The following is a 26,576-nucleotide window of genomic DNA, read 5'->3' on the forward strand; positions in this document are numbered from 1 at the left end:
GGAGTGCATCTCGCCCGTTGGGATCTCGTTCCCGACGGCGAGCCGATCGAAACACCTTCGTCCCTGCTGCTGCCGGTGCGCCACAACGGCGTGCCCGCCATGTTGAAGATCGCGCGCGAGGAGGAGGAAGGCCGCGGCGGCGCGCTGATGGCCTGGTGGAAGGGCGACGGTGCGGCGCAGATTCTGGCCCGGCACGGTGAGGCGCTGTTGTTGGAGCGCGCCACTGGATCGCGTTCGCTCGCCGCAATGGTCGCCGATGGCCAGGACGACGAAGCAAGTCGCATCCTTTGCAGCGTGGCGGCGCGCCTGCATGCGCCGCGTGCTGGGCAGCCGCCGGAACTCGTGCCCTTGCCGCGATGGTTCGAGGCCCTGGCGCCCGCTGCACGGACGCACGGCGGCCTGCTCGCTCAAGCGGATTCAGCGGCGCAGGCGCTGATGGCCGATCCGCACGACGTCGTGGTCCTGCACGGCGACATCCATCACGGCAACGTCCTCGACGCTGGCGAGCGCGGCTGGGTCGCCATCGATCCCAAGGGCCTTTTTGGCGAGCGGACGTTCGACTTCGTCAACATCCTGCGCAATCCCGATGCCGCGACGACGCTGGCGCCGGGTCGTTTCGACCGTCAGCTGGAAGTGCTGGTCGCTGCCGCGTCGCTCGATCGTCGTCGGCTCCTGCAGTGGGCGCTGGCCTTCGCCGGCCTGTCGGCAGCGTGGCATCTCGCCGACGGTACGGCAGCCGACCTCGATCTCGCCGTCGCCGCGCTCAGCTTGAGGCAATCGCCGTTCTGAGCCATTTCTCGAAGGCCACGGTCTGGCGGCCGACTCGCCCGCCGCGCGGCCGCACGAGGAAGTAGGACGTTCTTTCGACGGCGCTGGCCTGGTCACCGAACGGCGCGACCAGCCGGCCATCGCTGAGCTCCTGCGCGGCCAGCAATTCGCTCTCCAGGACGACGCCCAGGCCACTGACCGCCGCTTCGATCGCCATCGTCGAGCGGTCGAGCCACAGCTCGTTGCCGGCATGCAGCTGGCCGACACCGACCTGCCGCAGATACTCCGCCCAGGTGAAGGCGTTGACCGAGTGGATGAGCGTCGCGCGCGCAAGATCATGCGGCGTCCTGAGGTCGATCCGGGCCGCAAGCTCGGGGCTGCAGAGCGGGCGCAGCCGCTCGACCAACAACGGCTCGACGTGAGGTTGGCCGGCCGGCGGCGCTCCATAGGCGATGGCGAGGTCGAAGCGGGTGTCCTCCAGGTCGGCGGCCGACGAGATCGTCGACAGCCGGACGCGGATCGACGGATGGGCGCGCAGGAAGTCGGGCAACCGCGGCTGCAGCCATTTGGCGGCGAAGCTCGGGCCGGCGGCGATCACGAGATGTCCGGACTGCGACTGCGGAGCGACCAGCTCGGTGGCCTGGCGGATGACGCCGAGCGCGTGCTCGATCTCATGAGCATAGCGGCGCCCTGCATCGGTCAGGACCGCGCGTCCCGCCCGGCGCTGGAACAGCGTCGCGCCGAGGAAGTCCTCGAGCTGCTGGATCTGGTGGCTGACGGCGGACGGCGTCACGCCGAGCTCCGTAGCTCCCTGTGAGAAGCTGCCGTGCCGGCACGCCGCCTCGAACGCCAGCAGCGCCTTGAGCGGCGGCAGGCGCGGCCGAACCGCGGCTACTGTTGAGCTGCTTTCACGAGGTGCTGAGTTTTTTGCTCTGGCTCCCATCGGAGGGTCTCCGTATCGACGCTCACAGTACTGAAACGCACAGGATGGGCCAATGAGCGAGGAACTTCGGCAGGCGGCGAAGGAATACCTTGTACGCTACGGCGGCGATTCGTTTCCCAACCTGTTCAGGACGGCCAAGGGCACCGTCGTGACCGACAGCGACGGTCGCGAGTACCTCGATTTCACGTCCGGCCAGATGTGCGCCACGATCGGCCACAACCATCCGGCCATCGTCGAGGCTGTAAATCGGGCGGGCCAAAAAGCCTTCCACTTCTTCAGCGGCATGATCCCCGAGGTCGTCGTCGAACTCGCCCGCACGCTGGCGCAGGACTGGCTGCCGGGCGACCTCGAGCGGACGATCTTCATAAACACCGGGTCGGAGGCCACCGAGGTCGCGCTGCGGATGGCCAAGATGTACACGGACGGCTACGAGGTCCTCGTCCTCGGCGGCTCGTGGCACGGCATCACCGGCGGCGCGAGCGCGGTCTCGATGGCGAGCGACCGCAAGGGCTACGGCGTCCCGCCACCCGGCGTCTTCGTCATTCCGGAACCCAACGCCTACCGCCCGTACGTTGCGGGCATGAACGAGGAAGAGGCGGCCCTCGCCAACCTCGATATCGCTCTGAAAATGTTCGACATGCAGTCGGCCGGGCGAGGTGCTGCCATCCTCGTCGAGCCCGTGATCAGCGCAGGCGGCGTCCTGGTGCCGCCGCCGGCCTTCATGCGGGCGCTGCGCAAGGCGGCCGACGACCGCGGCATGCTGCTGATCTTCGACGAGGCCCAGACCGCCTTCGGCCGTATCGGCACGCGCACCGGAGCCGAATACTTCGACGTCGTTCCCGACATCATGACGATGTCGAAAACCCTTGGCGGCGGCTTGCCGCTCGCCGCGGTGGCCACGACGGCGGCCATCGAGGAGGTGCTGCACGACAAGCACTTCACCTTCTACACCAGCCACGTTTCCGACCCGCTGGGTGCCGAAGTCGGCCTGGCGGTGCTGAAGGTGATCGCCGAGGAGCAACTCGTCGCCCGGTCGCGGCAGATGGGCGCCTACCTGCGCGGCAGGCTCGAGGAGCTGCAGCAGCGCCACGAGGTGATCGGCGACGTTCGCGGCCTCGGCCTGCTGCTGGGCGTCGAGCTGGTGCGCGATCGTGCGTCGCGCCTGCCGGCGCACAAGCTCGGCGCCCTGACCACGGCCAAGTGCTTCGAGAAGGGCCTCAGCATGAATATCCGCCGGCGTCCCGAGCGCGGCTCGGTGTGGCGCATCGCCCCGCCTCTGACCGTCTCGACCGACGAGATCGATCGGGCCGTCGACATCCTCGACAAGTCGCTCCGCGACAGCCTCGCCGAGATCGGCACGGCGGGGATCGAGTGATCATCGGGAGGGATGCCATGTCGTCACGTTCGAAGTTCTCTGCGGGCCTGTGCGGCCTTCTTGCACTGGCGCTTGCCGGCACGCCGTCGGAGGCCGCGCCGATGCTCGACACGGTGCGGGCCAATGGCGTCGTTCGGTGTGGCGTGTCGACCGGCTTTCCGGGTTTCAGCCTGGCCGACAGCCAGGGCGTCTTTCGCGGCCTCGATGTCGATGTGTGCCGCGCCGTCGCCGCCGCCGTCTTCGGCGACGCCGCGAAAGTGAAGTTCGTGCCACTCACGGCCGTGCAGCGCTTCACTGCCCTGCAATCGGGCGAGGTCGACGTGCTGGCGCGCAACGCCACCTGGACCTATCAACGCAGCGCCCAGCTCGGCCTCACCTTCACCGGCGTCAACTACTACGACGGCACGGCCTTCCTGGTCGCGAAAAGCTCGCCGGCGAAGCAGGCGAGGGACCTGAACGGCGGCACGATCTGCGCGCAGTCCGGCACGGACACGCTGGTCGGCGTGCAGGACTACTTTTCGCGCAACGGATTGAAGTTCTCGCCGGTCACCTTCGAGCATGTCGACACCATGAAGTCGGCGTTCGTCGGCGGCCGCTGCGATGCGATGACCAGCGATTCGACCCAGTTGATGGGCATCCGCTCGACGTTGGCCAATGCGGCCGACTATCGGCTGCTGCCGGAGATCGTCACCAAGGAGCCGCTCAGCCCCGCGGTCCGCGGCGGCGACGACCAGTGGGCCAACATCGTCCGATGGAGCTTCTGGGCCATGGTCAACGCCGAGGAGCTCGGTCTCAGCGCCGACAACGTGAAGGCGCAGGCGGCATCCAGCACCGATCCCGGCGTGCTACGGCTGGTCGGCAAATCGGGCGACCTCGGCAAGATGCTGGGACTGGATGCGGTCTGGGCATTGAACGTCGTCGCCCAGGTCGGCAACTACGGTGAGAGCTTCCGCCGCAATCTCGAGCCTCTGGGCGTCGAGCGCGGCCTCAATCGGCTGTGGCGCGACGGCGGTCTCATGTTCGCGCCACCCATGCGCTGACGACGGTCGCCGGCTTCGCACCGATCCGATAGGCTTCCCCGCAACGAATAGCGGAGGAAACCATGCGTGGCGTTACCTTTCCCGGCGAGCGTGCTGTCGAGATCATGAACTTCCCCGATCCCACGCCGGGACCGGGCGAAGTGGTGCTGGAGATGAAGGCATCGGGCATGTGCGGGTCTGACCTGCACCAGTACCGCCGCTCGAAGACCGTGCCGCGGGCCTCGGGTATCCCGGCCAGTTCCGAGCCCGTCATCGCCGGGCACGAGCCCTGTGGCGTGGTCGTTGCCGTCGGACCCGGTGTCACCGCCGCGGAAGCCAAGGTCGGCGACCGCATGATGGTGCATCACTATCAGGGCTGTACCCAGTGCAGCCATTGCCGCTCCGGCTGGCAGCAGCTTTGCCAAGAGGTGCCGGTGAAGGTCTATGGCAACAACGCCCATGGCGGTCACGCCAAGTATCTGAAGGTGCCGGCCAACACGATGGTGCCATTGCATGAAGCCCTGAGCTTCACGGCGGGTGCCGCCATCTCCTGCGGCTCCGGCACCGCCTATGGCGCGTTGCGACGCATGAACGTTTCCGGCCGCGACACGATCGCGATCTTCGGGCAGGGGCCGGTGGGCCTCGCCGGCACGCAATTCGCCAAGGCGATGGGCGCGCGGGTGATTGCGCTCGACACCAGCGCGCAGCGGCTGGAACGCGCCCGCGAGTTCGGCGCCGACGAGCTGGTCAACCCGGGCTCCAACGATCCGGTCGCCGCGATCAAGGAACTGACACACGGTAAATATGCGGACCTGACGCTCGATACGTCTTCCAACCGCGACGCCCGCCTCAACGCCATTCGCAGCACCAAGGTCTGGGGCACCATGTGCTTCGTCGGCGAGGGCGGGGACATCACGATCGACGTCAGCCCGCACCTGCTGCGGCGGCAGATGACGCTGATCGCCTCCTGGACGTTCTCGACCGTCATCCAGGCCGAGTGCGCCGCCTTCTGCGTCGAGCGCAAGGTCGACGTCGACAAGCTGTTCACGCACCGCTGGTCGCTCGACCAGGCGGACGAGGCCTATAAGCTGTTCGACAAGCAGGCCGACGGCAAAGGCGTCTTCCTGATTTGAGGCCAGAACTTGGAGGATACCGCGATGCGTGACCCGCGCGCCTTGATCGACACCAATACCCTGGCCGCTTCGCTCGGCGATCCGTCGCTGCGCGTGTTCGATTGCACGACCTACCTCGAGCCGACGCCCGCTGGCTCGGCCGAGCCCTACAACGCCGTACCCGGCCGCAAGACGTTCGAGGACGGTCATGTCCCCGGTGCCGACTTCCTCGACCTCCAGGGCGAGTTCTCCGATACCGACACGCATCTCCATTTCATGATGCCGTCCGTCGCCAGGCTGCAGGCCGCGTTCGGCCGGCACGGTATCGGGACTGGCACGCGCCCGGCCACGCGCGTCGTGCTCTACAGCATCGGCACGATGATGTGGGCGACCCGATTCTGGTGGATGCTGCGCTCGCTCGGTTTCGACGACGCAGCCGTGCTCGACGGCGGCCTCGACAAATGGAAGGCCGAAGGCCGTCCTCTCGAAACAGGCGCGCCGCGCGGCTATCCGCCGGCGACCTTCGCAGCAACGCCGCGCGAGGGCCTGTTCGTCGATGCCGCCAGGGTCAAGGCCGCCATCGGGCGCCGCGACACCGTCACCGTGAACGCGCTGGGGCCGCAGTTCCATCGCGGGCTGGAGCCCAGCCGCTACGGTCGCCCCGGCCGCGTACCCGGCAGCGTCAACGTTCCGGCGGCCACGCTGGTCGATCCCGCGACCAAGGGCTTCACCACGCTGGCCGACGCGGCGGCGAAATTCGCCGCCCAGGGCATTTCGAAGGACAAGCGCACGATCTGCTATTGCGGCGGTGGCATCTCGGCCACGATCGACCTGTTTCTGCTGCACCAGCTCGGCCACGACGACATCACGCTCTACGACGGCTCCATGGGCGAATGGGCGAAGACGGAGTCGCTGCCGATAGAGAGGGACTGACCCCGGGGCAGATCCTGAAGTCAGATCCGGAGATTGACGCGCGCCAGGTCGACGACCTGGGCAGCGCGGCCGTCCATCACCGCCTTCAGCAGGAAGAGGTTGAAGTTCAGCGCCTGGCCGATCGTGGCCTTGGGCGGCATGGCGAGCTCCTGTCGCGCACTCACGACGTCAACCAGAGCAGGTCCGTCGTGCGCCAGGGCATCGCGCAGGGCGCCTTCGAGATCGCCCGGTGCCTCTACGCGCACGCCCTTGATGCCCATGGCCTCGGCCATGGCGGCGAAGTTGGGGTTCTTGAGCTCGCAGCCGACGTCCAGAAAGCCGCTCGCCTTCATCTCCATCTCGACGAAGCCCAGCGTGCCATTATTCAGCACCACCACCTTTACCGGCAGGCCGAGCTGCGAGAGGCTGATGAAATCGCCCATCATCATCGAGAAGCCGCCGTCGCCCGACATCGATACGACCTGCCGCTTGGGGAACGCCGCCTGGGCGCCGATCGCCTGCAGGAGTGCATTGGCCATCGAGCCATGGTTGAACGAACCGATCAGCCGCCGCTTGCCGTTCATCTTGAGGTAACGCGCCGCCCACACCGTCTGGGTGCCGACGTCGCAGGTGAAGACCGCGTCGTCGCTGGCGAGGTCACTCAAGAGCCGCGCGACATACTGCGGATGGATGATCTTGCCGCCCGGCTTGCCCTCGGCCAGCTTGTCGAGATCGGCGCGGGCCTTGCCGTAGTGGGCGCGGGCGGCATCGAGGAACTTCGAATCGGTCTTCTTCTTGAGCTTGGGCAGGAGCGCGACCACCGTTGCCGACACGTCGCCCACCACACCCAGTGCCAGATGGCAGCGGTTGCCGAGACTCTCCGGCCGGATGTCGACCTGCGCCACCGTGGCACCCTCGGGATAGAACTGGCGGTAGGGGAAGTCGCAGCCCAGCAGCAGCAGGGTGTCGCAGGCCTTCATGGCGGCGTAGCCCGAAGAGAAGCCGATCAGGCCGGTCATGCCGACGTCGTAGGGGTTGTCGTACTCGACATACTCCTTGCCGCGCAGTGAGTGCACGATCGGCGCGTTGAGCACCTCCGCGAGCTTCACAATCTCGGCATGCGCGCCAGCGCAGCCCGCGCCGCACATCAGGGTGATGCGCTCGCCGTCGTTCAGGATCTTCGCCAGCGCATCGATGTCGGGCTCGGAGGGCCGCACGATGGGCGGTTTCGGCGCCAGCCACTTGGCGGCTTTGGCGTCGGTCGACTGCAGCGCGATGTCACCCGGGATCACCACGACGGCGACGCCGCGCTCGGCAATGGCGATACGGATCGCCTTCTCGAAAATGCGCGGCATCTGGTCGACGTTGGAGACCAGCTCGACATAGTGCGCGCACTCAGCGAACAGGTGCTCGGGATGCGTGGCCTGGAAATACGAGCCGCCGATCTCGGAGCTCGGGATGTGGGCGGCGATCGCCAGCACCGGCACGCGGCTGCGCTGGCAGTCGAACAGGCCGTTGATCAGGTGCAGGTTGCCCGGCCCGCAGCTGCCCGCACAGACCGCGAGCTCGCCGGTCAGATGGGCCTCGGCGCCGGCAGCGAAGGCCGCGGCCTCCTCGTGGCGCATGTGGATCCAGTCGATCTTCTTCTGCTTGCGCAGGGAATCCGTGAAGCCGTTCAGCGAGTCGCCGACCACGCCATAGATGCGCTTCACGCCGGCGACGGTCAGGGTCTGGGCCATCAGGTCGGCGACGGTCGGCATGGCGTGCTCCGTTGTTGGTGACTGGGCGCGGACTATGCCACGCGCCGACCCGCGCGCGAAGCTCGTCCCCTCACGGGAGCGCCATGCGGTCCGGAAGAGCATTAGGAGCCGCATCGGTCCATGTGCAATAGGAGACAGACCGGATGCCGCAATGGGCGTACGGACAACACACCAAGGCGCAGCCTCCGGCCAAAGGATGACCGATGCCCTCAAGCGACGCGGTATTGCTTGCCCTGACGATTTCGATCTTTGCCTGTGGTGCGGCTCTGCTCTCGCACAGGTTCTACGTGGTTTATCATGGCTGGTCTCTCGGCGAGTTCGGCTACAAGCCGCACCTTCCGGGCATCCTGGGAACGGCACTGATGGTCTTCGCGATCCTTTTCGCATCGTCTCTGGGATGGCCGTACGCCATCGTGCCGGTCCTGGGCGGATTCGCCGTCTCGTACTTGTATGTGTACGTCTTCCAGATGTGGACCGAGGCGGCGCTGCTCGGGCCGGTGCTTGCTGCGCTGTCGATCTTTCTGGAGATCCGCACTCCAGTATGACGCGCCACTTACGGCGGAGTTTACTTCGCCTCTAGTGGCGCGCCCCCAGCTATGAGCGGCCTTTCTCGAAGCCGGACAGGAACTGCACCAGGTTGCGGCCGAGGTCGTCGCTGAGATAGCCGCCTTCCTGCACCAGGACGGTCGGCAGGCCGAGGCTTGCGATCTTGCCGGCCATGGCGTGGAAACCTGCACCGGTCACCTTGAGCCCCTGCAGCGGATCGCTTTCGCTGGCGTCGAGGCCCAGCGCCACGACCAGCACCGTCGGCGCGAAGTCGCGGATGCGCGCCAGCGCCTTGTCGCCCGCGGCGAGCCACGGCGCATCGCCGGAACCAAGCGGCAGCGGCAGATTGAGGTTGAAGCCGTGGCCCTTGCCGACGCCGGTCTCGTGGGCATGGCCCCAGAAGTAGGGATAGTAGTTGTCCGGATCGGCGTGGATCGAGATCGTGAGCACGTCGTCGCGTTCGAAGAAGATGCCCTGCGTGCCGTTGCCGTGGTGGACGTCGACGTCGAGCACGGCGACGCGCTGGTGCTTCTGCCGCAAGCGCTGGGCGGCGATGGCGGTGTTGTTCAGGAAGCAGAAGCCGCCCGCCATGTCGGCATAGGCGTGATGGCCGGGCGGCCGGCAGAGCGCATAGGCCTCGTGCGCGCCGTCGAGCACGAGATCAGTGGCCGTTGCCGCCGATTCGCTGGCGGCGAGGGCGGCATCCCAGGTGTGCGGGCCGATCGGGCAGGCGAGATCGACCTGATGCCAACCGGCACGGCCGGCCAGCGCCTTCGGGTACGTCGCGGGATAGCGTGCCGGATGGACGTTGGGCATGACCTCGACCGAGGCGTTGGGCAGCTTCGCCCAGTCGCGCGCGATGGTCTTGAGGAAGTCGATGTATTCGGGCGTATGCACAGTCTCGGCTGGCGCCGTGCCATGCGCCTTGGCGCCGACGATCTCGTGGCCGGCGCCCTTGGCCGCGGCCAGCAGGCGCTCGGCGCGTTCGGGCTGCTCGGCGCTGCGCTGCTTGACGCCGCGCACGAAGAAAGACTGCGGGTCGTGCTGGGCGTGCTTGTCGGAATAGATGATTTTCACGGGACAAACGGCTCCTTGATCGGTGGTCCATATACTACGACTCGCGAAGCGCCCGCAGCACAGCGCGCCGGCGCTTCCACGACCGGCGTATCATCCAGGCCACGCCCACCGGCAGCATCACGAGGATGGCCACGGCCTCGCCGCCACGGTGGCGGGTGGCCGCGCCTTCCCACATGCCCCACAAGGCGACGACGGCCAACGCCAGGCTTGCCAGAAACATGATGCCGAACAGGCTAAGCCCCACCGGGCGATTCCAGAAGCAGAGCCCGTCGGCCACCGGCGGCGCAGCGCTACCCGCCGCCGTCATCGCCGCCTGCAGCGCACCGGCGAAGGCGCCAAGCCCCGCCTGGTCAGGCGCACGGATCAGGCCCTGGCCCGGCGCCAGGCTGGGCGGCAGCACGAAGCGCTCGCCGTCGCGGGTGGTGAGCGTCAGCAGATCGTCGGTGGCGTTCTGCACCGAGTTCAGGCCGGCGATCTCAGCGAACGGCACGCGCCGCACGCGACGGCGGCCGGTCAGCGGCACCAGAGGACGCTCCTCGACCAGCACGGTTGTGCCTCGATGGTCCAGCGATGCTGGCGCAGCGCCATCAGCAGGAACACCAAGAACACCAGCACGAACAGGCCCAACGTGCCGAACATTAGGGGCAACAGCTCGTCGCCCGTAGTGGCGACGTGCATGGAAGCAGCGATCCCGCCGATCAGCAGCGCGATCGCTCCGAGCAATCCGCCGAACATCAGCGGTGAGTTGCGATAGAGGCCTTGGTGGCTGAGCGGCGTCATGTGGCAAGCGCAGAATGCCATACATCGATTCAAGCGCGCTCAAATTATTCCGGAGGCTGAGCCCGCGCTGTCGGTGTTGCGCAAATACATCAGCCTGGAGGCGCGCCTCGCCGCGTTTCGTAGACGCCGCCCGGGGCGCACGCCATCGAGCATTCCGCAATGCCGTAGCGACAGTTTCAAACCCCGCATTGCAACAACCATGGTTGATCATGCTGCGCCTGCGTACAACGCATGCGGGCTTGTAAGCCTGCCGAAATTCTGCCGCCAGATTCCCGCCGCGGCCGCCGTCGAAAAGCACGCCGCTCGCAAACACGCGGGCACAACAAGAGCAGTGGAGGCTCACATGACGAAGATGATCACCAAGACGATGACCCTGACCGTCGGCAGCGTTCTGGCCGCCGCGTTCCTGCTGGCCGCCGGCGCCTCAGCCGACACCAAGCAGGCCGCCTATTGCGATGCCGTGGTCCAGAAGTACGAGCGCTACCTCGCCGGCGGTTCGGCCAAGAGCCGCCCGCCGGTGGGTGTCGAGACCCGCGATGCCGTCGAGCGCTGCAAGGCCGGCGACACCAGCGGCATCGCCGCCATCGAGAAGGCGCTGCAGAACGCCAAGATCTCCCTGCCGCCGCGCGGCTAAGAGGTCCAGCGAGGGTGCGGCGCCGTCCTTCCCCCGGGCGGCGCCGCATTCTCTTCAGGCTCTTCCGGACCGCGAGCTTGATGCCTCTTTAGTCGGCTTGCGTCGCGATCGCCTTGGCGTCGCGCAGGGCGGCGATCTCGGCGTCGTTGAAACCCACCTCACGCATGATCTCGACCGTGTGCTCGCCGACGCCGGGCGACTTCAGCCGCGTCTCGACCGGCACGTCGGATAGCTTGATGGGATTGTTCGCCGATTTCACCGGGCCGATGCCCGGATAGTCGATCTCCAGAACGCTGCCGCGCGCCTGGGCGTGCGGGCTCACCATGGCCTCGCTGATCCTGTACGCGGCCGAGCAGGCCATGCCGGCGGGGATCAGTTTGTCCAAAAGCTCGTCGCAGGTGTGTTGCAGGAAATGCGCCTCGATCAGCGGCTCGAGGATCGCGCGGTTGGCGACGCGGTCGGCGTTGGTGGTGAAACGCTTGTCCTCCAGCCAGTCCTTCTTGCCGAGCGCCGTGCACAGGATCTTCCAGAAGGCGTCGTTGGTGCCGGCGATGAAGATCGGCTGGGTCTTTGTCGGGAACACGCGCAAGGGGCAGATGATCGAGTTCGACGTGCCCATGCGGATGGGATCCTCGCCGGTCAGCCCGTGGTTGGTGATCCAGTGGCTCATCAGGTGCATGCCGACATCGAACAGCGACAGGTCGAGCCGTTGACCGCGGCCGGTCTTGTGGCGTGCCAGCAGGGCGAAGGCGATGCCGGCGGCGCAGAACGAGCCGGTCGAGTAGTCGATGGCGGCGGTGCCGACGCGGCACATCTCGCCGCCGTCGGGGCCGGTCGCATCCATCAGGCCGATCTCGGCCTGGATGCAGGGATCGTAGCCGGCGCGGCTGGCGTAGGGGCCGGTCTGGCCGTAGCCCGACACGGAGGCGTAGATCAGCCGCGGGTTCTCCTTCGACAGCTTCTCCCAGCCGAAGCCCAGCTTGTCGATGACGCCCGGCGTGAAGGCCTCCATGAAGACGTCGGCCTTGCGGGCGAGCCGCATCAGCACCTCACGGCCGCCCTCGGTGCGCAGATCGACGGCCAGCCCGCGCTTGTTGCGGTTCATCGACGGCACCCACGCGCCGCCGAAATGCGGGCGGAAATGTTCGCCGTGCAGGGGCTCGACCTTGATCACATCGGCGCCCATGTCGCCCAGGATCTGGCCGGCGGTCGGACCGGCGATGACTTGCGTAAGGTCGAGGACGAGCGTGTCGGAGAGCGGAAGCATCTTTCGGAATAGTGTCCCAGGTGGCGAAGCATCGACCCATAGCCTCGCCAGGGCCGTCCGGCCAGCCTTGGCCTAGGCGTTCAGGAGGCGGCTGGCCAGTTGCGCTCGCATAGCGCGTTGCCCGGCAGTGCCCGGTCTGCCATAAGCACCACGCAAGTCGCCGACATCGTCGCGAGGAGGACGCCGTTTGAGTCCGATCGCCATCTTCAGTGGCAGCGCTCATCCCGCATTGGCTGAAGAGATTTGCGCGAAGCTTGGCGTTCCGTTGCTGCCGACGAGGCTGAAGCGGTTCTCGAACGACTGCATAGAAGTGCAGCTGCAGGCCAACTGCCGCGAGCAGGATGTCTTTCTCATTCAACCGTTGAGCTCGCCCGTCCAGGACCACCTCGTCGAACTCCTGTTGATGCTCGATGCCGCCCGCGGCGCGTCGGCGGCGCGGATCACGGCCGTCATCCCTTTTTATGCCTATGCGCGATCCGACAAGAAGGATGCACCACGCATCTCGATCGGTGGCCGCCTCGTCGCTGACCTGCTGGCGACAGCGGGGGCCGACCGGATTCTCACGATGACGCTCCATTCCCCGCAGGTTCACGGGTTTTTCAGCGTTCCCGTCGACCACTTGCATGCGCTGGGCGAGCTCGCGCAGCATTTCCAGCGCTACGACCTCGCCAATGGCGTCGTGGTGTCGCCCGACCTGGGAAATGCCAAGAGTGCCGCGGCCTTCGCCAAGCGGCTGGGAGTACCCATGGCCGCGGGAGCGAAGGAGCGGCTGAGCGACACCGAGGTCAGGATTTCGATGCTGATTGGCGATGTCCGCGACCGTGACGTCATCGTCCTCGATGATGAGATCGTGACCGGCGGATCCATCCTGGAACTGCTGCGGCACCTGCGCGACCACAAGGCCCGTTCCATCCGGATCGCCTGCACGCACGGAATTCTCTCCGGTTCTGCCACCCGGCGGCTGGCGGCGGAACCCGACGTGCTCGAGATCGTCTGCACGAACACGGTGCCCATTGCCGCCGAGAAGCGGGTGCCGAAGCTCACGGTACTGTCAATCGCGCCGGCCCTGGCTGAAGCCATGCGTCGGATCAACAGCGGTGAATCCGTCAGCGCCCTGTTCCATTCGGATCCGACAGTCCAGGACAATGCGAGGCCCGCGTTGCGGGCCTGAAAGGCGTGCTAGGTTTGGCAGCAGTGATCTGCCTTCCAACACCAGTTGCCTAATGGAATTCGCATGAAGCCCTCCGACCGTCCCAACCTAAAGATCGAATCCGACCGTCTGTGGTCGAGCCTGATGGAGCTGGCAGAGATCGGCGGCACGGAGAAGGGCGGCGTGTGCCGCATCGCCCTGACCGACCTCGACCGCCAGGGCCGCGATCTCTTCGTGCGCTGGGCAAAGGAGGCGGGCTGCAGCATCAAGGTCGACCAGCTCGGCAACATCTTCGCCCGCCGCGAGGGCCGCGATCCGGCCAAGCCGCCGGTGATGACCGGCTCGCATCTCGACACCCAGCCGACCGGCGGCAAGTTCGATGGCGCCTATGGCGTGATGGCCGGGCTCGAGGTCCTGCGCGTGCTGCACGATTCGGGGTACGTCACCGAGGCGCCGATCGAAGTGGCCGTGTGGACCAACGAGGAGGGCTGCCGCTTCGCGCCGGCCATGGTGGCCTCGGGCGTGTTCGGCGGCGCTTTCACGCTCGACCATGCGCTCGGCATCAAGGATCGCGACGGCGTCAGCTTCGCCGAGGCATTGAAGGCGATCGGCTATGACGGCAAGGAGCCGGTCGGCGGTCGCAAGGTCGGCGCCTTCTTCGAAGCGCATATCGAGCAGGGGCCAATCCTCGAGCAGCAGAACAAGACCATCGGCGTCGTTACCGGCGCGCAGGGCCAGCGCTGGTACGAGATCTCGTGGACCGGCATGGAAAGCCACGCCGGCACCACGCCCATGGAAGGCCGCCGCGATGCGCTGGTCGGCGCGGCCGAGCTGATCGTCGAGTGCCGCAGGATCGGCAATCGGCCGAACGGGCGCTCGACCATCGGCGTGATCGAAAGCCAGCCGCAGTCGCGCAACACCATCCCCGGCCGCGTGTTCATGACCGTGGACTTCCGCCATCCCGACGACGGCGAGCTGACCAGGATGGACGCCGAGATGCGGGCGGCGGCCGCCGACATCGCGAGCCGCCATCGGCTGGAGGTGAAGATCGAGCAGATCTGGTACTTCCCGCCGTCGCCTTTCGCCCGCGAGCTGGTCGATTCGGTGCGACGCGGGGCGGAGCAGGCGGGCTATGCCCACATGGACATCGTGAGCGGCGCGGGCCACGACGCTTGCTACGTCAGCCGCGTCGCGCCGACCGCCATGATCTTCGTGCCGTGCAAGGATGGCATCAGCCACAACGAGATCGAGGACGCCGACAAGGCCGACATCGGCGCCGGCGCCCAGATCCTCCTGCAGGCGATGGTCGACCGAGCGAACTCTCCGTGAAATCCGGCCTTGTCTCGACCGCCACCGCGGCGTTGGTCGCGACTGTGGCGGGGCTCGGCGGGACCTTGCCCGTCGTGCTGGCGGCGGCGGCGGCCGTCGGCGCCACGCCGGCGCAAGCGAGCTCATGGGTCTCGGGGCTCGCCATCGCCATGGCGCTCTCCGGTCTCTGGCTCAGCGTGCGCTATCGCATGCCCATTATCACCGCCTGGTCGACGCCGGGCGCGGCGCTGATCGCCTCGACCTCGGGCGTGCCGGGCATCGGCGCCGCCGTGGGCGCCTTCGTGCTGGCGGCGGTGTTGATCCTGTTGACGGCGTCCATCAGGCCATTGGCTCGCCTGATCGAGAAGATACCGGCGAGCATCGCCGCGGCGATGCTGGCGGGCATCCTGCTGCGCCTCGTCATCGCCATGGTCGAGCACGTGCCCAGCGCGCCGCTTCTGGTGCTGCCCATGGTCGCGCTGTTCCTGGTGGCGCGCATCCTGGCGCCGACACTTGCCTCGCTGATCGTGCTGGTCGCCGGCGCTTTGATCGCGGTCGGCCTCGGCCTGGTGAAGCCGATACCGGCGCTCGGCCTGTCGCAGCCCGAACTGGTGATGCCGGCCTGGGATGTCGCGACGCTGATCGGGCTCGGCGTGCCGCTTTATCTCGTCACCATGGCGTCGCAGAACCTGCCTGGCTTTGCCGTGCTGCGCGCCTCCGGTTACGAGCCGCCGACGCAAGCCGTGCTCGCCGCCACCGGTGCGGCCTCGCTCGGCAGCGCCTTCCTCGGCGCCCACACCACCAATCTCGCAGCGATCTCCGCCGCACTCTGCACCGGTCCCGAGGCGCATCCCGATCCTGCCGAGCGTTGGAAAGCCGGCGTCTTCTATGCCGTGTGGTGGAGCCTGATCGCCCTGTTCGGCGCGTCGCTGGTTGGCGTGTTCGGCGCCTTGCCGCCGGCGTTGCTGGCCACCGTCGCCGGCACGGCGCTGCTGGGCTCGATGGCGAGCGCCATGGGCTCCGCGCTCTCGGCTGACCAGGATCGCTTCGCCGCGGCCGGCACGCTCGCAGTGACTGCTTCAGGTGTCACGTTGATGGGCGTGGGCTCTGCTTTCTGGGGCCTCGTCTTCGGCGTCGTCGTGCTCGGCATCGATCGCTACGTGAGGCGCTAAGAGAACAGATTGTGTTCGCGATGTGGCGTGCAGACTAAATGTGGACGTGAGCAAAATCACAGTACGCCTGAGAGCCCGGGCCTACGCTCGCATGACTTTACGAGTGCTGAGGTGCCCTATGACGCTTTTAGTATTGCATCGGCCCGTGGCGAGATCACATCGACGCTCGGGGCATTCGCAAACCAGCCGCTCATTCCGAGACGGCGGTCTCTACATCGATCGCAGCGCCACCGGCGCCGTGGTCATGGCCTGGGACAAGGCCCAGCGCGAAAACCATGAATGGGTGCCGATCGACAATGTCGATCTGCAGCTCTGGTTCGCCGGGCTTCCGAACTACGTCGCGACGCCGAGGCGTTGCGCAGCCTCCTGATCACCTGGCAGGGACGCGCACCAGGCGTCCCATGCCGTATTCGTTGAGGTCCTCGATCGTGACCTCGCTCGCCTTGCCGTCCGGTCCGATCAGGAAGCTCACTCCGCTGCGTGCCTTCGGCGCTTCCGCCATCGGCGCGTAGGTGAACACGTCGCGATTGAAGGGGTTGAGCGGGAAGCGCCGGCCGGCCGGACCGAGGCTAAGGTAGAGCGTTCCTCCTGAGTCGGTCACCTTGGCATCGCCGACATAATCGTTGCCGTAGTCGCCGAGATAGGCCTCGGGCGGCAGCGGCGGCGCCGGCGAGGCGGGCTCCGTCGCATAGGCCATCGACGGCTTCAGCATCGCGGCGTAGCCGGCCTGGAAGACATCGTTGGCCATCGTCACCCAGTCCTTGGTCGGCTGGCCTTCGAAGACCAGGTCGAAGAAGGTCATCGCGATGCCTTCGGGTACGCCCGTCGGGAAGGCGTTCGACAGCACGACGATGCCAAGCTGCTCGCCCGGGATCAGGTGGACCAGCGTGCGCGCCCCCGCACTGAAGGCGCCGGCATGGCTCCATTCGACGCCGTGCGCGCGATAGTCGATGTTCCAGCCGAGGCCATAGAACGACGCGGCGCCGGTGTTCGGGTCGACGCTGCGCACGGTCGCGGGAATGTGCGCCTGTTGCAGGGCCTCCTTGGCAATCAGCTGGCGGGCGCCATAGCGGCCCTCGGCCAGCAGCAGGCGCAGCCATCGCGCGAGGTCTCGCGCGCTCGAGCTGGCGCCGCCGGCGGGCGCCTGCGCATCCGGGTTGCGCTTTGTGAACGAGGCCCAAGTGCCGTCCGGCGTGCCGTCGACCGGCACATGAAGGGCGGCGCGGTTGGGACGGTCCAGGAAGTCGCGGTAGCGCGAGCTGGTCGAGGCCATGCCCAGCGGCTTGTAAAGCTTGTCCTCGGCGGCTTCCTCCCAGCCCTGGCTCGAGATCCGGGCCGCGGCGACGGCGGCCTCGGTCAGGCCGAAGTTGCTGTAGGAGTAGCCATTGCGGAAGCCGTAGGCGGGCTTGGCCAGGCGCAGGCGATGCAGGATCTCGCCCTGGCTGAACCCCAGCTCCTCGATGTCGTCGCCGACATGGCCCGGCAATCCGCTGCGATGGGCGAACAGGTCGCGGACGGTGACGTTCACGGCGGCGAGCTCGTCCTGCAGGGCAAATCCGGGATCGATGTCGCGCAGGCGGCTGTCCCACGAGACCTTGCCGTCGCTCACCAGGGCGGCGACGACGGTCGAGGACAACGGCTTGGACAGCGAGGCGAGCTGGAAGACCGTGTCGGCGTCGACGGTTTCGGGCCTGCCGACCTGGCGCAGGCCGAAGCCCTCGAGGAGGACGACCTCGTCGCGATGGACGATGGCGATCGAGAGGCCGGGCACTTGCGCCTTGTCCGTGATCTGCCGCGCGAAGTCCTTGAGCTTCGGCAGCGCCGCAGCGACCTTCTCGCGCGTTGCGGACTGTGCAAGGGCGGGCAATGGAGCCAGCAACCCTGCGGCGCCGACAAGGAACGTCCGCCGGAACATCGCGTACTCCCTTGGAAGCAACACGATCGAACGATGGCACAGGACGCGCCCGTGCGCACGCTCAACGGGGAAAGCGCGCGGCGTAGCTTTCCAGCGGCAGTTTCAGGCCGCGGCAGAGGAAGCTGATCGTGTGGTAGTAGCCCACGAGCGCGATCGCCTCGAGGATCTGCGCTTCGTCGAAGTGCGCGGTGAGGCGGCGCCAGGTGTCGTCGCCGATGGACCGGCGGTCGACCAGGTCGTCGACCAGGGCGATCAAGGCCTGCTCGTCGGCCGTCCAGCATGGCGCGTCGCTCGCGCCGCTGATCGTGGCGGCCGATTGCTCGGGCGTGAAGCCGGCTCGCTCGGCGAAGAAGGTGACGTGGACGCCCCATTCGTATTCGCAGCCCAGCCGTGCCGTGGTGCGGTCGATCACGATCTCGCGCTGGGGCAGGGAGAGCGGGCCTTTGTCTAAAAGGGCGCCGGCGAACATCCGGGCGAAGACGCGCGGGCTCTTCGCCATGGCGCGGAACAGCCCGAGCGGCGGCACGCCGGGCGGCATGATGCGCTCGAGCGCGGCGGCGATCTGGGGCTCGTAGGGCGGTTCAGCGGGGGCGATGCGGGGCATGCCGTTGTGCTACACTTCTTGTAGCAAACTTGCTACAGAAATTGTAGTAACGGAGTGTAATAGATGGTGAAGCGCGTACGCGGTTCGCGCACCGGCCGGCCGATCATGGTGCTGCTCGACCTTTTGGGTCGGCGGTGGACGCTACGCATCGTCTGGGAGCTGCGCGAGGAGCCGCGGCGGTTCCGCGAGTTGCAGGACGCGATCGGCGCCAGCCCGACCATCATTAACACGCGACTGGCCGAGCTCAGGGAGGCGAAGCTGGTGCTCCTCGACGAAGCGGCGGGCTACCGGCTGACGACCCTGGGCGAGGAGCTGCTGCGGCTGTTCCTGCCGCTCCATGTCTGGTCGGAAAAATGGGCGAAGGCTATTTGAACGGATTGTCGTCGCCGCGTCCGCGCCGGCGCGGCGGGAAGGTCGCGGCGAGATAATCGAGGATCTCGCCACGCTCGGCTGCCGGCACCGGCGGCATGCGATGCTTCTCGAGCATCAGGTCGAAGGTCGAATCCCACAGTTCGCGCGTCAGGCCCTGCGCCTTGATCAGCGCCACGCCGTGGCAGGCCGTGCAGGTATAGAAGGTCACGTCGCGGCCCTTGCCGTCGGGCAGGTCCTCGGGCTTGTCGTTGTGCGGCGGCGGCTTGCCCTTGTCGGGATCGTGCTCGGGCGCCGCCACGGTCGCGGACTTGGCCGCCGGCGGCACATAGGCCGGCCGGTTCGGCCGCAACTCGCCCGCGCGGTCGAGGCCAAGCAGGACGAACGTCGCGGTCAGGGTGATGACGACGACGTGGGTGACGGTGATCTCTCTCAAGATTCGACGAGGACGCGGATGCGACTGATCGGGTTGGCGCCGTAGCCCTGCGGGTTCCAGTTGGTCGCCAGGAAGGGCTGGGTGACGCCGTTGCTATCGGTCGCGCGCGACCAGACCTCGTAGTAGCCCGAGCTCGGCAGGTCGATCGACGCGGTGAAGCGCTGCCAGGCGAACTTGTTGGCCGGTGGATTGACCTTGGCGCTCCTCCACGTCTTGCCGGCATCGATCGAGATGTCGACGGTCTTGATGTCCCAGTCGCCCGCCCAGGCATTGCCGCGCAGGTCGAGCTTCTTGGTGCCGGCGGCGAGCTTGGTGCCATCGGCCGGGAAGGTGATGACCGAGCGCACGGGCATCGATTCCAGGATGGCCATGTCCTTCTCGTCGCCCTTGCTGCCCGGCACGATGGGCTTCCTCGGCGTGCGGTAGGAGAAGCCGCCCATGCCCGGACCGTCATGCTCCTTGTCGCGCACCCAGATGCGGGTCAGCCACTTGGTCGAGAGCGAGCCCGCCCAGCCCGGCACGATCAGGCGCACCGGCGCACCATGGATCAACGGCAGGTCCTGGCCATTCAGCTTGAAGGCGATCAGCGTGTGCTCGTCCATCGCCTTCTTGATCGGCATGCCGCGCGAGATGGTCGGTTTGTCGGTCTCGCCGGCCAGCGTCGGATCGGCGCCGTAGTGGCCGGTGAAGACCGCGCTCGACTTCAGCCCGGCGGCCTTCAGCACGTCGGCGAGGCGGACACCGGTCCATTGCGGGCAGCCCGCGCCGCCATTGGTCCACTGGTTGCCGCGCGCCTCGGGCTCGAAGAAGGAGCGGCCGTTGCCGCCGCATTCCAGCACGAGCTGGTAGGTGACGTTGGGGAAGCGGCTCATCAAGTCGCCCAGCGTGATCTCGAGCGGCGTGTTGACCTCGCCGTCGACCTTGATCTTCCACGCCTTGGGATCGCGCGTCGCTTCCGGCACCTGGCCGTTGTTGCGCACGAAGAGCTTGGCGGTCGGCGTGACGTCGTCGTCCATCAGCGCCGCCTGCGTCTCGGCGACCAATGGGCGATCACCGAGAACGGCAAGCTTGGCCTTGCCTTCCATTTCGAGGAGCTTGGGAGCCTTGGCGGCTGGTGCGGCCGCCGGCGCGTTCTGCGCCAGGACACCGCTGATCGGCAGAGACGCACCGATAGTGGCCATTCCCACCCCCTTCAGCACATTACGTCGCGATGCCATCCTGGTTCCCCCACTACAGAAAATTCTTCTGTTCTTGGGGCCGAACTTAGCTCAAGCTTTTCGTCGCGTCAGCCATCCGGAAAAAATCAGCGCACAGGCAGCGACGACCATGATGATGGTGGCGAGCGCATTGATCTGCGGATCGACGCCCAGCCGCACGCTGGAATAGACGCGCATCGGCAGGGTCTCCGACTGCGCGCCGGCGACGAACTGCGTGAGGATCAGGTCGTCGAGCGACAGCGTGAAGGCGAGCAGCCAGCCCGAGCCGACCGCGGGCGCGATCAGGGGCAGGGTGATGGTGCGGAAGGTGGTCCACGGCGTGGCGCCGAGATCCATCGCCGCTTCTTCGAGCGAGCGGTCGAAGTCGGCGAGGCGGGCCTGCACGACGACGGCCACGAAGGCGATCGAGAAGGTGATGTGGGCGATGGCGATGGTGAGGAAGCCGCGGATCGGCCAGCCCATGAGCCGGTCGGAGCCGACGAACAGCAGCAGCATGGAGATGCCCATCACCACTTCGGGCATGACCATGGGCGCGATCACCAGGCTGCCGAACAGGGTGCGGCCGAAGAAGCGCGGCACGCGGGCGAGCGCATAGCCGGCCGCGAGGCCGATGACGGCCGCGACGGTGGCGCTCACCAGCGCGATGCGCAGCGACAGCCAGGCGGCGCCGAGCATCGCCTCATTGGCGAACAGGGCGCTCCACCATTTGGTGGAGAAGCCGGCCCATACCGTGACCAGCCGCGATTCATTGAACGAATAGACGATCACCAGCGCGATCGGCAGGTAAAGAAAGGCGTAGCCGAAGGCGAGCATCGTGAAGGCGAAGCCTGCCTGCGCGAAGCCGAAGCGGGACTGGGGCGATGCCGTGCCTACGTCTCGGCTTCGCTTCGGCGAAGGCAGCCGCGCGCGGCCTGGCATCACTGCCGCTCCAGGTTCTTGGCCTGCTGGCGCTGGAAGAGCGCGATCGGACCGACCAGCAACACCAGAAGACAGATCGCCACCGCGGAAGCGAGCGGCCAATCCGAATTGAGGAAGAATTCGTCCCACAGCACCTTGCCGATCATCAGCGTGCCGGTGCCGCCCAAAAGGTCGGGGATGACGAACTCGCCGACGGCCGGGATGAAGACCAGCAGGCAGCCCGCGAGGATGCCGGGCAGGGATTGCGGCAGGGTGACGGTGAGGAAGGCGACCAGCGGGCTGGCGCCGAGATCGGCCGCGGCTTCGAGCAGGCTGGTGTCGAGCTTCTCCAGCGCCGCATAGACCGGCAGCACCATGAAGGGCAGGTAAGCGTAGACGATGCCGAGATGGACGGCCCATTCGGTGCCCAGGATGGTGCCGGGATTGTCGACCAGGCCGGTGGCGCGCAGGAACTGGTTCAAGATGCCGTTGCTGGCAAGCAGGCCCATCCAGGCATAGACGCGGATCAGGAACGACGTCCAGAAGGGCAGGATGACGGCCATCAGCAGCAGCGGCCGCAGGCCTGGCCGCGCGCGGGCGATGGCGTAGGCCATGGGATAGCCCAGCAGCAGGCAGAGCACCGTCGAGGCCGCGGCGATGCGCAAGGAGCCCAGCCAGGCCGCGAGGTAGAGATCGTCGGTGAAGAGCAGGCGGAAGTTCTTCAGCGACACGCCGAGATCGACCGGCGGCACGGCATCGGGATTGTTGACGCCGAAGGCGATCGCCAACACCAGCGCGAACGGCAGCAGGAAGAAGGTGGCGAGCCAGAGGTAGGGGAGCGCGATGACGAGGCGCATGACTCTAGGTGCCCGCCGCGAGAAAGCTGTCATCCCGAGCGTAGCGAGGGACCTTTCCTGTTGCCTTAAAGGTCCCTCGGGCTTCGCCCTCGGGATGGCAGTGGTCGCTGTTCGCGCGGCTATGCGTCATCATTCTTCCAGCCTCTGCCCCGCATCCGCGGCCCAGCCCAGCCACACCTGCTGGCCGCGCGGCCAGGGTTCGCGCGGATGACGCGCGATGTTGGCCGTCGAGACCAGCAGTGTGCTGCCGTCCGTCAGCGCCACGCGGTAGAGCGAGCGGTCGCCCTCGTAGGCGATCTCGACGATGCAGCCCTGCTCGGCGTGGTCGGTGCTGGGCCGGGCGGCGAACAGGGCGATCTTCTCGGGCCGCAGCGCCAGCCAGGCGCGGCCGCCGTCGACGGGCAGGATGTTGGCGATGCCGATGAAGTCGGCGACGAAGCGCGAGCGCGGGTGCTCGTAGACCTCGTGCGGCGTGCCGACCTGGGCGATGCGGCCCTCGTTCATGACGGCGAGCCGGCCCGCCATGGACATCGCCTCCTCCTGGTCGTGCGTCACCATGACGAAGGTGAGCCCGAGCTGCTCCTGCAGGCGCACCAGTTCGAAGCGCGTGCCCTCGCGCAGCTTGCGGTCGAGCGCGGCCAGCGGCTCGTCGAGCAGCAGGAGCTTCGGCCGCTTGATCAGCGCGCGGGCCAGCGCCACGCGCTGGCGCTGCCCACCCGAGAGCTGCGCCGGCCGGCGCTTGCCGTGGTCGCCAAGCCGCACCTGGTCCAGCGCCTCGCCGACGCGTCGCGCGATCTCGCTGGCCGGCAGGCCCTCGCGGCGCAGGCCGTACCCCACGTTCGCCGCCACATCCATGTGCGGGAACAGGGCGTAGGACTGGAACATCATGTTGACCGGCCGGCGATGCGGCGGCACGCCGGTCATGTCCTGGCCATCGATCAGGACGTGGCCGGTATCGGGCGTCTCGAAGCCCGCGATCATGCGCAGCAAGGTGGTCTTGCCGCAGCCCGAGCCACCCAGGAGGGCGAACAGCTCGCCGCGCTGGATGTCGAGATCGACGCCGTCGACGGCGACGACCGTGCCGAAGCGCTTGGCGACCCCGGCGATGCTGACGATCGGCCCGGCGCTCAATTCATCGACCCGTCTTCACCGTGGTCCACAGCCTGGTGCGCTCGCGCGTCTGCTCGGCGTTGCCGGCGGTGATGGTATAGAACTTGGCGCGCACGTCGGCGGGCGGATAGATCAGCGGGTTGCTGGAAATGTCCTTGGGCAGCAGTGCCGTCGCCGGCAGGTTGGCGTTGGCGTAGCCGGTGAGCTCGCTCGAGGCCGCCGCGACCTTGGGCTCGAGCAGGAAGTCGAGGAAGCGCAGCGCATTGTCGGCGTTGGGCGCATCCTTGGGGATCGCGGCGACGTCGATCCACAGCAGCGAGCCCTCGCGCGGGATGGCATAGGCGATGGTCTGCTTGTCCTTGGCCTTGGCGGCGCGATCGCGCGCCTGGAAGATGTCGCCGGAATAGCCGAAGGCGAGGCAGATGTCGCCGCCGGCCAGCGCGTTGATGTACTCCGAGGAATGGAACTTGCGGATGAAGGGTCGCACCGCCTTCACGACGTCGGCCGCCTTGGCGAGGTCCTCGGGCTTCTTGGAATCGGGGTCGAGCCCGAGATATTTCAACGCCGCGGGGAAGACGTCGGTGGCGCTGTCGAGGATCATGACGCCGCAATCGGCGAACTTCGACACGATCGCGGGATCGAAGATCATCTTCAGCGAATCGACCGGCGCGTCGGCCATGCGTTTCTTCACGGCGTCGACGTTGTAGCCGATGCCCGTGGTGCCCCACATCCAGGGGATGGCGTGCGCGTTGCCCGGATCGTACTTGGCCAGCGCGCCCATGATCTCGGGATCGAGGTTCTTCAGGTTCTTGAGCCTGGCCTTGTCGAGCGGCTTGTAGAGGTTGGCGGCGAGCTGGCGCACGAAGAACGGCGAGGCCGTCGGCACCACGACGTCGTAGCCCGAGCGGCCGGCGCGCAATTTGGCTTCCAGGATCTCGTTGGAATCGTAGGTCGTGTAGTTGACCTTTATGCCGGTGTCCTTCTCGAAGGCTTTTAGCTGATCCTCGGCGATATAGTCGGACCAGTTGTAGACGTTGACCTGCCCCTGGCCGAAGGCGGGGGCGACCGCGAAGGCAAGCAGCGAGGCGAGACGAGGCAGGCGCATTAAATACTCCGGAACGACGCGGCATCATTCCGGCGGGCCCTGTGAAAGGCAAGCGGCCCCTGCCGGACGGCCGCGCCCTTTCGTCCTTCAGGCCAGTTGCTGCCGATGCAGATTGCGCGTCAGCCACATGGCGATGGACAGCACCGCGAACAGCACTACCGAGCCCGTGAGCAGGGCCACATCCTCGAGCTGGAGCAGGCCGTAGAGACCGCCGAACAGGCCGGCGAGGATGGTGCCGAAGGCCAACGCCGGGGCGGTGCGGCCCTGCAGGGCGCGGCTGTAGATCGTCGCCTGGATGACCACGGCCGCCGCACTCGCCAGGTAGGCCAGGGCAAAGCCGATCTGTTCGCTGATCGACAGCAGCAGCAGGTAGAACACGCAGAGCGACAGGCCGATCAGGCCATATTGGGCGGCGTGCGGGCGCGTGCCGGTGGCGAGCTCGAACAGGAGGCTGGCCGCGAAGGTGAGCCCGATGAACATGATGCCGTACTTGATAGCGCGGTCGGTCTCGCGATAGGCGTCGACCGGCGTTAGCAGCGTCACGCCGAAGGCCGAGCCCAGCACGGTTTTCGCCGAAGGGTCGTTGCGCACGTTGAGGGTGTCCCAGAGCTGGCCGTAGGGCCGGCCGAGATCCGACGTCGCCCATTTGGCGCTGAAGCCGCCGGTGGCGACCGTCTGGCTGAGGGGCAGTCGTCCGAAGAAGCTGGGCGAGGGCCATGGGGCGTCGAGCGTCGCCTCCGTGCGGCGGCCGAGCGGCACCAGGGCAAGCTTGCCGCTGCCGGCGATGGCGATGCGAAAGCGCACCTGGACGACCTCGCGGTCGCTGAGCGTGGCGGCGGCAACCGCGGCCTTGAGCGACGACAGCGAGCCTCCCGAGATCGACGTCCAGTCGACCTTCTGGCCATCGATCTCGACGCCGTCGCCGTCGATCGAGCGCGTATCGCTGACGCCGATCTCGAGGCGGGCCGCCGACCATTCGGCTTCGCGCTGGTCGGCGAGAAGCTCGCGCAGGGCGCTGGTCTGGAACTCGGCCGTGACGTCGAGCGTGGCGGTGTAGACGTTGACGCTGAACAGGCCGCGCCGGCGCTGCTGCGGCTGGATATGGCCGTCGATCGTGAGCTTCTCGGGCAGGAGAGTGAGTGCTCCCAGGTAGGTGCGCCGGTAGGGCACCACGATCATCGGGCCGACGAAGGTCTGCTCGCCGCCCCATGCCTCGCTGACGCTCTTGGTCGCCTCGGCCTCGAAGGTGAGCCGATCGGCGATGACGCCGCCGATCATGTTGAGGGGAATGGTGAGCACGAGCGTCAGGAAGCCCAGCACGGCCAGGCGCGCGACAAGGTTGTCGCTTGCCAGGAACGTCCGCAGCTGCTGCAGCCCGCCGGGCGCGGTTTGCCGCGGCGGCGTCGGAAGGGGCGGGGGCAGGGCGTCGTCGGTCATCGAATACCTCCACGGGGCGGAGGCGGCAGGATCGGTTGGCGGCGTGCAGCACCGGTGGAGCGTTTGTGGAGATTTGGTGCAAATGCCTTCACGCCCGTCGACACCGTCGGGCCGGGCGCTAGACTCCTGTCATGCAGAAGGTCCTGGTCGTCGACGACGATCCGCATATCCGGGATGTCGTGTGCTTTGCCCTGCGGCGCGCCGGCTACCAGCCGCTGACCGCGGGCGATGGCATGGCCGCCCTCGACGTTGCCGGGCGCGAGAGACCGGCGCTGGTGGTCCTCGATATCCTGATGCCCGAGCTCGACGGCACCGAAGTGTGCAAGCGCCTGCGCAAGGGCTCGGACGTGCCGATCATCTTCCTCACCTCCAAGGACGAGGAACTGGATCGCATCCTGGGCCTCGAGCTCGGCGCCGACGACTATGTGGTGAAGCCGTTCAGCCCGCGCGAGCTGGTGGCGCGCGTCAAGACTGTGCTGCGCCGCAAGGCACCGGTGGAGAGCGAGCAGCAGAGGCTGGTGCGCGGCCGGCTGGTGATCGACGTCGAGGCGATCGCGGCGCGCTGGGATGGCACCGAGGTGCCGCTCACCGCCACCGAGTTCGCGCTCCTGAAGGCGATCGCCGCCCAGCCGCGCCGCGTCTTCACGCGCGAGAACCTGATGACCGCCTCCTATGCCGGCGCCCGCTTCGTCAGCGACCGCACCATCGACAGCCACGTCCGCCACATCCGCGCCAAGTTCCAGTCGGCGGGCGGCGATCCGATCGAGACGGTGCATGGCGTAGGCTATCGCCTGGCCGCGACCTGA

General features: G+C 67.3%; 28 protein-coding genes. 13 read left to right on the forward strand and 15 right to left on the reverse strand.

Features of this window, described 5'->3' with window-relative positions; all coding sequences use genetic code 11:
- Positions 1 to 3: 3 nt before the first annotated feature.
- Entirely contained in the window at positions 4 to 789 is a 786-nt protein-coding gene (locus RSO01_RS01550) for an aminoglycoside phosphotransferase family protein (RefSeq protein WP_218037208.1), read from the forward strand.
- Here the strand turns inward: RSO01_RS01550 and RSO01_RS01555 are convergent.
- Positions 764 to 1,642 (reverse strand): LysR substrate-binding domain-containing protein, encoded by an 879-nt coding sequence (locus RSO01_RS01555; protein WP_147145706.1) that lies wholly within the window; start codon positions 1,640 to 1,642, stop codon positions 764 to 766. The two genes, RSO01_RS01550 and RSO01_RS01555, sit on opposite strands and share 26 nt — an antisense overlap.
- 121 nt (positions 1,643 to 1,763) lie before the next feature.
- On the opposite strand from RSO01_RS01555, the gene RSO01_RS01560 reads away from it, so the two are divergent.
- The 4 genes from RSO01_RS01560 to RSO01_RS01575 all read left to right on the forward strand — a co-directional run bounded on the left by RSO01_RS01560 (position 1,764) and on the right by RSO01_RS01575 (position 6,150).
- Positions 1,764 to 3,086: an aspartate aminotransferase family protein gene (locus tag RSO01_RS01560; RefSeq protein ID WP_147145452.1), complete on the forward strand. Its 1,323-nt coding sequence runs from the start codon at positions 1,764 to 1,766 to the stop codon at positions 3,084 to 3,086.
- Between the two features lie 17 nt (positions 3,087 to 3,103).
- Positions 3,104 to 4,126, forward strand: coding sequence for an amino acid ABC transporter substrate-binding protein (locus RSO01_RS01565; protein WP_147145454.1), 1,023 nt, complete (start codon positions 3,104 to 3,106; stop codon positions 4,124 to 4,126).
- A 62-nt stretch (positions 4,127 to 4,188) separates the two neighbouring features.
- Positions 4,189 to 5,238 (forward strand): zinc-dependent alcohol dehydrogenase family protein, encoded by a 1,050-nt coding sequence (locus tag RSO01_RS01570; protein WP_147145456.1) that lies wholly within the window; start codon positions 4,189 to 4,191, stop codon positions 5,236 to 5,238.
- A gap of 24 nt (positions 5,239 to 5,262) precedes the next feature.
- Positions 5,263 to 6,150 (forward strand): sulfurtransferase, encoded by an 888-nt coding sequence (locus RSO01_RS01575; RefSeq protein ID WP_147145458.1) that lies wholly within the window; start codon positions 5,263 to 5,265, stop codon positions 6,148 to 6,150.
- 20 nt (positions 6,151 to 6,170) lie between these two features.
- Here the strand turns inward: RSO01_RS01575 and poxB are convergent, their stop codons facing one another.
- On the reverse strand, positions 6,171 to 7,889 hold the full coding sequence (gene poxB / locus RSO01_RS01580) for a ubiquinone-dependent pyruvate dehydrogenase (RefSeq protein ID WP_147145462.1): 1,719 nt from the start codon (positions 7,887 to 7,889) through the stop codon (positions 6,171 to 6,173).
- Positions 7,890 to 8,092: 203 nt separating this feature from the next.
- Here poxB and RSO01_RS01585 point away from each other — a divergent pair, with 203 nt between their 5' ends.
- Positions 8,093 to 8,434, forward strand: coding sequence for a hypothetical protein (locus tag RSO01_RS01585; RefSeq protein WP_147145464.1), 342 nt, complete (start codon positions 8,093 to 8,095; stop codon positions 8,432 to 8,434).
- Between the two features lie 49 nt (positions 8,435 to 8,483).
- On the opposite strand, the gene RSO01_RS01590 is transcribed toward RSO01_RS01585, so the two are convergent.
- From RSO01_RS01590 to RSO01_RS01600, 3 genes are read right to left on the reverse strand one after another with little or no spacing between them, the layout of a single operon-like run.
- Entirely contained in the window at positions 8,484 to 9,512 is a 1,029-nt protein-coding gene (locus RSO01_RS01590; protein ID WP_147145466.1) for a histone deacetylase family protein, read from the reverse strand.
- 34 nt (positions 9,513 to 9,546) lie between these two features.
- Positions 9,547 to 10,035, reverse strand: a complete 489-nt coding sequence (locus tag RSO01_RS01595; protein WP_147145468.1) for a hypothetical protein — start codon at positions 10,033 to 10,035, stop codon at positions 9,547 to 9,549.
- Positions 10,026 to 10,313: a hypothetical protein gene (locus tag RSO01_RS01600; RefSeq protein WP_147145470.1), complete on the reverse strand. Its 288-nt coding sequence runs from the start codon at positions 10,311 to 10,313 to the stop codon at positions 10,026 to 10,028. Before RSO01_RS01600 ends, RSO01_RS01595 begins: the two co-directional genes overlap by 10 nt.
- A 322-nt stretch (positions 10,314 to 10,635) precedes the next feature.
- Here RSO01_RS01600 and RSO01_RS01605 point away from each other — a divergent pair, with 322 nt between their 5' ends.
- Positions 10,636 to 10,926 (forward strand): hypothetical protein, encoded by a 291-nt coding sequence (locus tag RSO01_RS01605; protein ID WP_147145472.1) that lies wholly within the window; start codon positions 10,636 to 10,638, stop codon positions 10,924 to 10,926.
- 88 nt (positions 10,927 to 11,014) lie between these two features.
- On the opposite strand, the gene RSO01_RS01610 is transcribed toward RSO01_RS01605, so the two are convergent.
- Positions 11,015 to 12,193 carry a CaiB/BaiF CoA transferase family protein gene (locus RSO01_RS01610; protein ID WP_147145474.1) on the reverse strand — a complete coding sequence of 393 codons (1,179 nt, stop codon included), beginning with the start codon at positions 12,191 to 12,193 and terminating at the stop codon, positions 11,015 to 11,017.
- A gap of 187 nt (positions 12,194 to 12,380) precedes the next feature.
- On the opposite strand from RSO01_RS01610, the gene RSO01_RS01615 reads away from it, so the two are divergent.
- The 4 genes from RSO01_RS01615 to RSO01_RS47055 all read left to right on the forward strand — a co-directional run bounded on the left by RSO01_RS01615 (position 12,381) and on the right by RSO01_RS47055 (position 16,193).
- Positions 12,381 to 13,364 (forward strand): ribose-phosphate diphosphokinase, encoded by a 984-nt coding sequence (locus tag RSO01_RS01615; RefSeq protein WP_147145476.1) that lies wholly within the window; start codon positions 12,381 to 12,383, stop codon positions 13,362 to 13,364.
- Positions 13,365 to 13,427: 63 nt separating this feature from the next.
- Positions 13,428 to 14,672 (forward strand): Zn-dependent hydrolase, encoded by a 1,245-nt coding sequence (locus tag RSO01_RS01620; RefSeq protein WP_147145478.1) that lies wholly within the window; start codon positions 13,428 to 13,430, stop codon positions 14,670 to 14,672.
- Positions 14,669 to 15,823, forward strand: coding sequence for a benzoate/H(+) symporter BenE family transporter (locus RSO01_RS01625; protein WP_147145480.1), 1,155 nt, complete (start codon positions 14,669 to 14,671; stop codon positions 15,821 to 15,823). The genes RSO01_RS01620 and RSO01_RS01625 overlap by 4 nt, the downstream gene beginning before the upstream one ends.
- A 145-nt stretch (positions 15,824 to 15,968) precedes the next feature.
- Positions 15,969 to 16,193 carry a hypothetical protein gene (locus tag RSO01_RS47055; RefSeq protein WP_170302785.1) on the forward strand — a complete coding sequence of 75 codons (225 nt, stop codon included), beginning with the start codon at positions 15,969 to 15,971 and terminating at the stop codon, positions 16,191 to 16,193.
- Here RSO01_RS47055 and RSO01_RS01630 read toward each other — a convergent pair whose 3' ends face one another.
- Together RSO01_RS01630 and RSO01_RS01635 are read right to left on the reverse strand one after the other, a co-directional pair.
- Positions 16,194 to 17,738, reverse strand: a complete 1,545-nt coding sequence (locus tag RSO01_RS01630) for a serine hydrolase (RefSeq protein WP_147145483.1) — start codon at positions 17,736 to 17,738, stop codon at positions 16,194 to 16,196. It lies immediately after the preceding gene.
- 61 nt (positions 17,739 to 17,799) lie between these two features.
- Positions 17,800 to 18,342: a carboxymuconolactone decarboxylase family protein gene (locus RSO01_RS01635; protein WP_147145484.1), complete on the reverse strand. Its 543-nt coding sequence runs from the start codon at positions 18,340 to 18,342 to the stop codon at positions 17,800 to 17,802.
- Between the two features lie 63 nt (positions 18,343 to 18,405).
- On the opposite strand from RSO01_RS01635, the gene RSO01_RS01640 reads away from it, so the two are divergent.
- Positions 18,406 to 18,714: a winged helix-turn-helix transcriptional regulator gene (locus RSO01_RS01640; RefSeq protein WP_147145486.1), complete on the forward strand. Its 309-nt coding sequence runs from the start codon at positions 18,406 to 18,408 to the stop codon at positions 18,712 to 18,714.
- Here RSO01_RS01640 and RSO01_RS01645 read toward each other — a convergent pair.
- From RSO01_RS01645 to creD, 7 genes are all read right to left on the reverse strand, one after another.
- A complete protein-coding gene (locus RSO01_RS01645; protein ID WP_147145488.1) occupies positions 18,707 to 19,147 on the reverse strand; it encodes a hypothetical protein in 441 nt (146 codons plus the stop codon). The genes RSO01_RS01640 and RSO01_RS01645 overlap by 8 nt on opposite strands.
- Positions 19,144 to 20,328, reverse strand: a complete 1,185-nt coding sequence (locus RSO01_RS01650) for a sulfite oxidase (protein ID WP_246157937.1) — start codon at positions 20,326 to 20,328, stop codon at positions 19,144 to 19,146. The genes RSO01_RS01645 and RSO01_RS01650 overlap by 4 nt, the downstream gene beginning before the upstream one ends.
- Before the next feature lie 87 nt (positions 20,329 to 20,415).
- The gene (locus RSO01_RS01655) at positions 20,416 to 21,177 is read right to left on the reverse strand and encodes an ABC transporter permease (protein WP_147145708.1); all 762 of its coding nucleotides are present in this window, start codon (positions 21,175 to 21,177) and stop codon (positions 20,416 to 20,418) included.
- A gap of 104 nt (positions 21,178 to 21,281) precedes the next feature.
- Positions 21,282 to 22,118, reverse strand: coding sequence for an ABC transporter permease subunit (locus tag RSO01_RS01660; protein ID WP_147145492.1), 837 nt, complete (start codon positions 22,116 to 22,118; stop codon positions 21,282 to 21,284).
- 129 nt (positions 22,119 to 22,247) lie between these two features.
- Positions 22,248 to 23,249, reverse strand: coding sequence for an ABC transporter ATP-binding protein (locus RSO01_RS01665; RefSeq protein WP_147145494.1), 1,002 nt, complete (start codon positions 23,247 to 23,249; stop codon positions 22,248 to 22,250).
- 1 nt (position 23,250) lies between these two features.
- A complete protein-coding gene (locus RSO01_RS01670; RefSeq protein WP_147145496.1) occupies positions 23,251 to 24,333 on the reverse strand; it encodes a polyamine ABC transporter substrate-binding protein in 1,083 nt (360 codons plus the stop codon).
- 87 nt (positions 24,334 to 24,420) lie between these two features.
- Positions 24,421 to 25,770, reverse strand: a complete 1,350-nt coding sequence (creD, locus tag RSO01_RS01675; RefSeq protein ID WP_147145498.1) for a cell envelope integrity protein CreD — start codon at positions 25,768 to 25,770, stop codon at positions 24,421 to 24,423.
- Between the two features lie 131 nt (positions 25,771 to 25,901).
- On the opposite strand from creD, the gene RSO01_RS01680 reads away from it, so the two are divergent.
- Entirely contained in the window at positions 25,902 to 26,576 is a 675-nt protein-coding gene (locus RSO01_RS01680) for a response regulator transcription factor (RefSeq protein WP_147145501.1), read from the forward strand.

Source organism: Reyranella soli (assembly GCF_007992495.1).
GTDB lineage: Bacteria > Pseudomonadota > Alphaproteobacteria > Reyranellales > Reyranellaceae > Reyranella > Reyranella soli.

Bases quoted from the DNA above. Each gene is read 5' to 3' on its own strand.
- poxB (WP_147145462.1), bottom strand. From the start codon at position 7,889: ATGCCGACCGTCGCCGACCTGATGGCCCAGACCCTGACCGTCGCCGGC.
- RSO01_RS01585 (WP_147145464.1), top strand. From the start codon at position 8,093: ATGCCCTCAAGCGACGCGGTATTGCTTGCCCTGACGATTTCGATCTTT.
- RSO01_RS01630 (WP_147145483.1), bottom strand. From the start codon at position 17,738: ATGTTCCGGCGGACGTTCCTTGTCGGCGCCGCAGGGTTGCTGGCTCCA.
- RSO01_RS01670 (WP_147145496.1), bottom strand. From the start codon at position 24,333: ATGCGCCTGCCTCGTCTCGCCTCGCTGCTTGCCTTCGCGGTCGCCCCC.
- RSO01_RS01635 (WP_147145484.1), bottom strand. From the start codon at position 18,342: ATGCCCCGCATCGCCCCCGCTGAACCGCCCTACGAGCCCCAGATCGCC.
- RSO01_RS01565 (WP_147145454.1), top strand. From the start codon at position 3,104: ATGTCGTCACGTTCGAAGTTCTCTGCGGGCCTGTGCGGCCTTCTTGCA.
- RSO01_RS01680 (WP_147145501.1), top strand. From the start codon at position 25,902: ATGCAGAAGGTCCTGGTCGTCGACGACGATCCGCATATCCGGGATGTC.
- RSO01_RS01640 (WP_147145486.1), top strand. From the start codon at position 18,406: ATGGTGAAGCGCGTACGCGGTTCGCGCACCGGCCGGCCGATCATGGTG.
- RSO01_RS01560 (WP_147145452.1), top strand. From the start codon at position 1,764: ATGAGCGAGGAACTTCGGCAGGCGGCGAAGGAATACCTTGTACGCTAC.
- RSO01_RS01620 (WP_147145478.1), top strand. From the start codon at position 13,428: ATGAAGCCCTCCGACCGTCCCAACCTAAAGATCGAATCCGACCGTCTG.
- RSO01_RS01605 (WP_147145472.1), top strand. From the start codon at position 10,636: ATGACGAAGATGATCACCAAGACGATGACCCTGACCGTCGGCAGCGTT.
- RSO01_RS01650 (WP_246157937.1), bottom strand. From the start codon at position 20,328: ATGGCCACTATCGGTGCGTCTCTGCCGATCAGCGGTGTCCTGGCGCAG.
- RSO01_RS01570 (WP_147145456.1), top strand. From the start codon at position 4,189: ATGCGTGGCGTTACCTTTCCCGGCGAGCGTGCTGTCGAGATCATGAAC.
- RSO01_RS01660 (WP_147145492.1), bottom strand. From the start codon at position 22,118: ATGCGCCTCGTCATCGCGCTCCCCTACCTCTGGCTCGCCACCTTCTTC.
- creD (WP_147145498.1), bottom strand. From the start codon at position 25,770: ATGACCGACGACGCCCTGCCCCCGCCCCTTCCGACGCCGCCGCGGCAA.
- RSO01_RS01600 (WP_147145470.1), bottom strand. From the start codon at position 10,313: ATGGCATTCTGCGCTTGCCACATGACGCCGCTCAGCCACCAAGGCCTC.
- RSO01_RS01655 (WP_147145708.1), bottom strand. From the start codon at position 21,177: ATGCTCGCCTTCGGCTACGCCTTTCTTTACCTGCCGATCGCGCTGGTG.
- RSO01_RS01575 (WP_147145458.1), top strand. From the start codon at position 5,263: ATGCGTGACCCGCGCGCCTTGATCGACACCAATACCCTGGCCGCTTCG.
- RSO01_RS01610 (WP_147145474.1), bottom strand. From the start codon at position 12,193: ATGCTTCCGCTCTCCGACACGCTCGTCCTCGACCTTACGCAAGTCATC.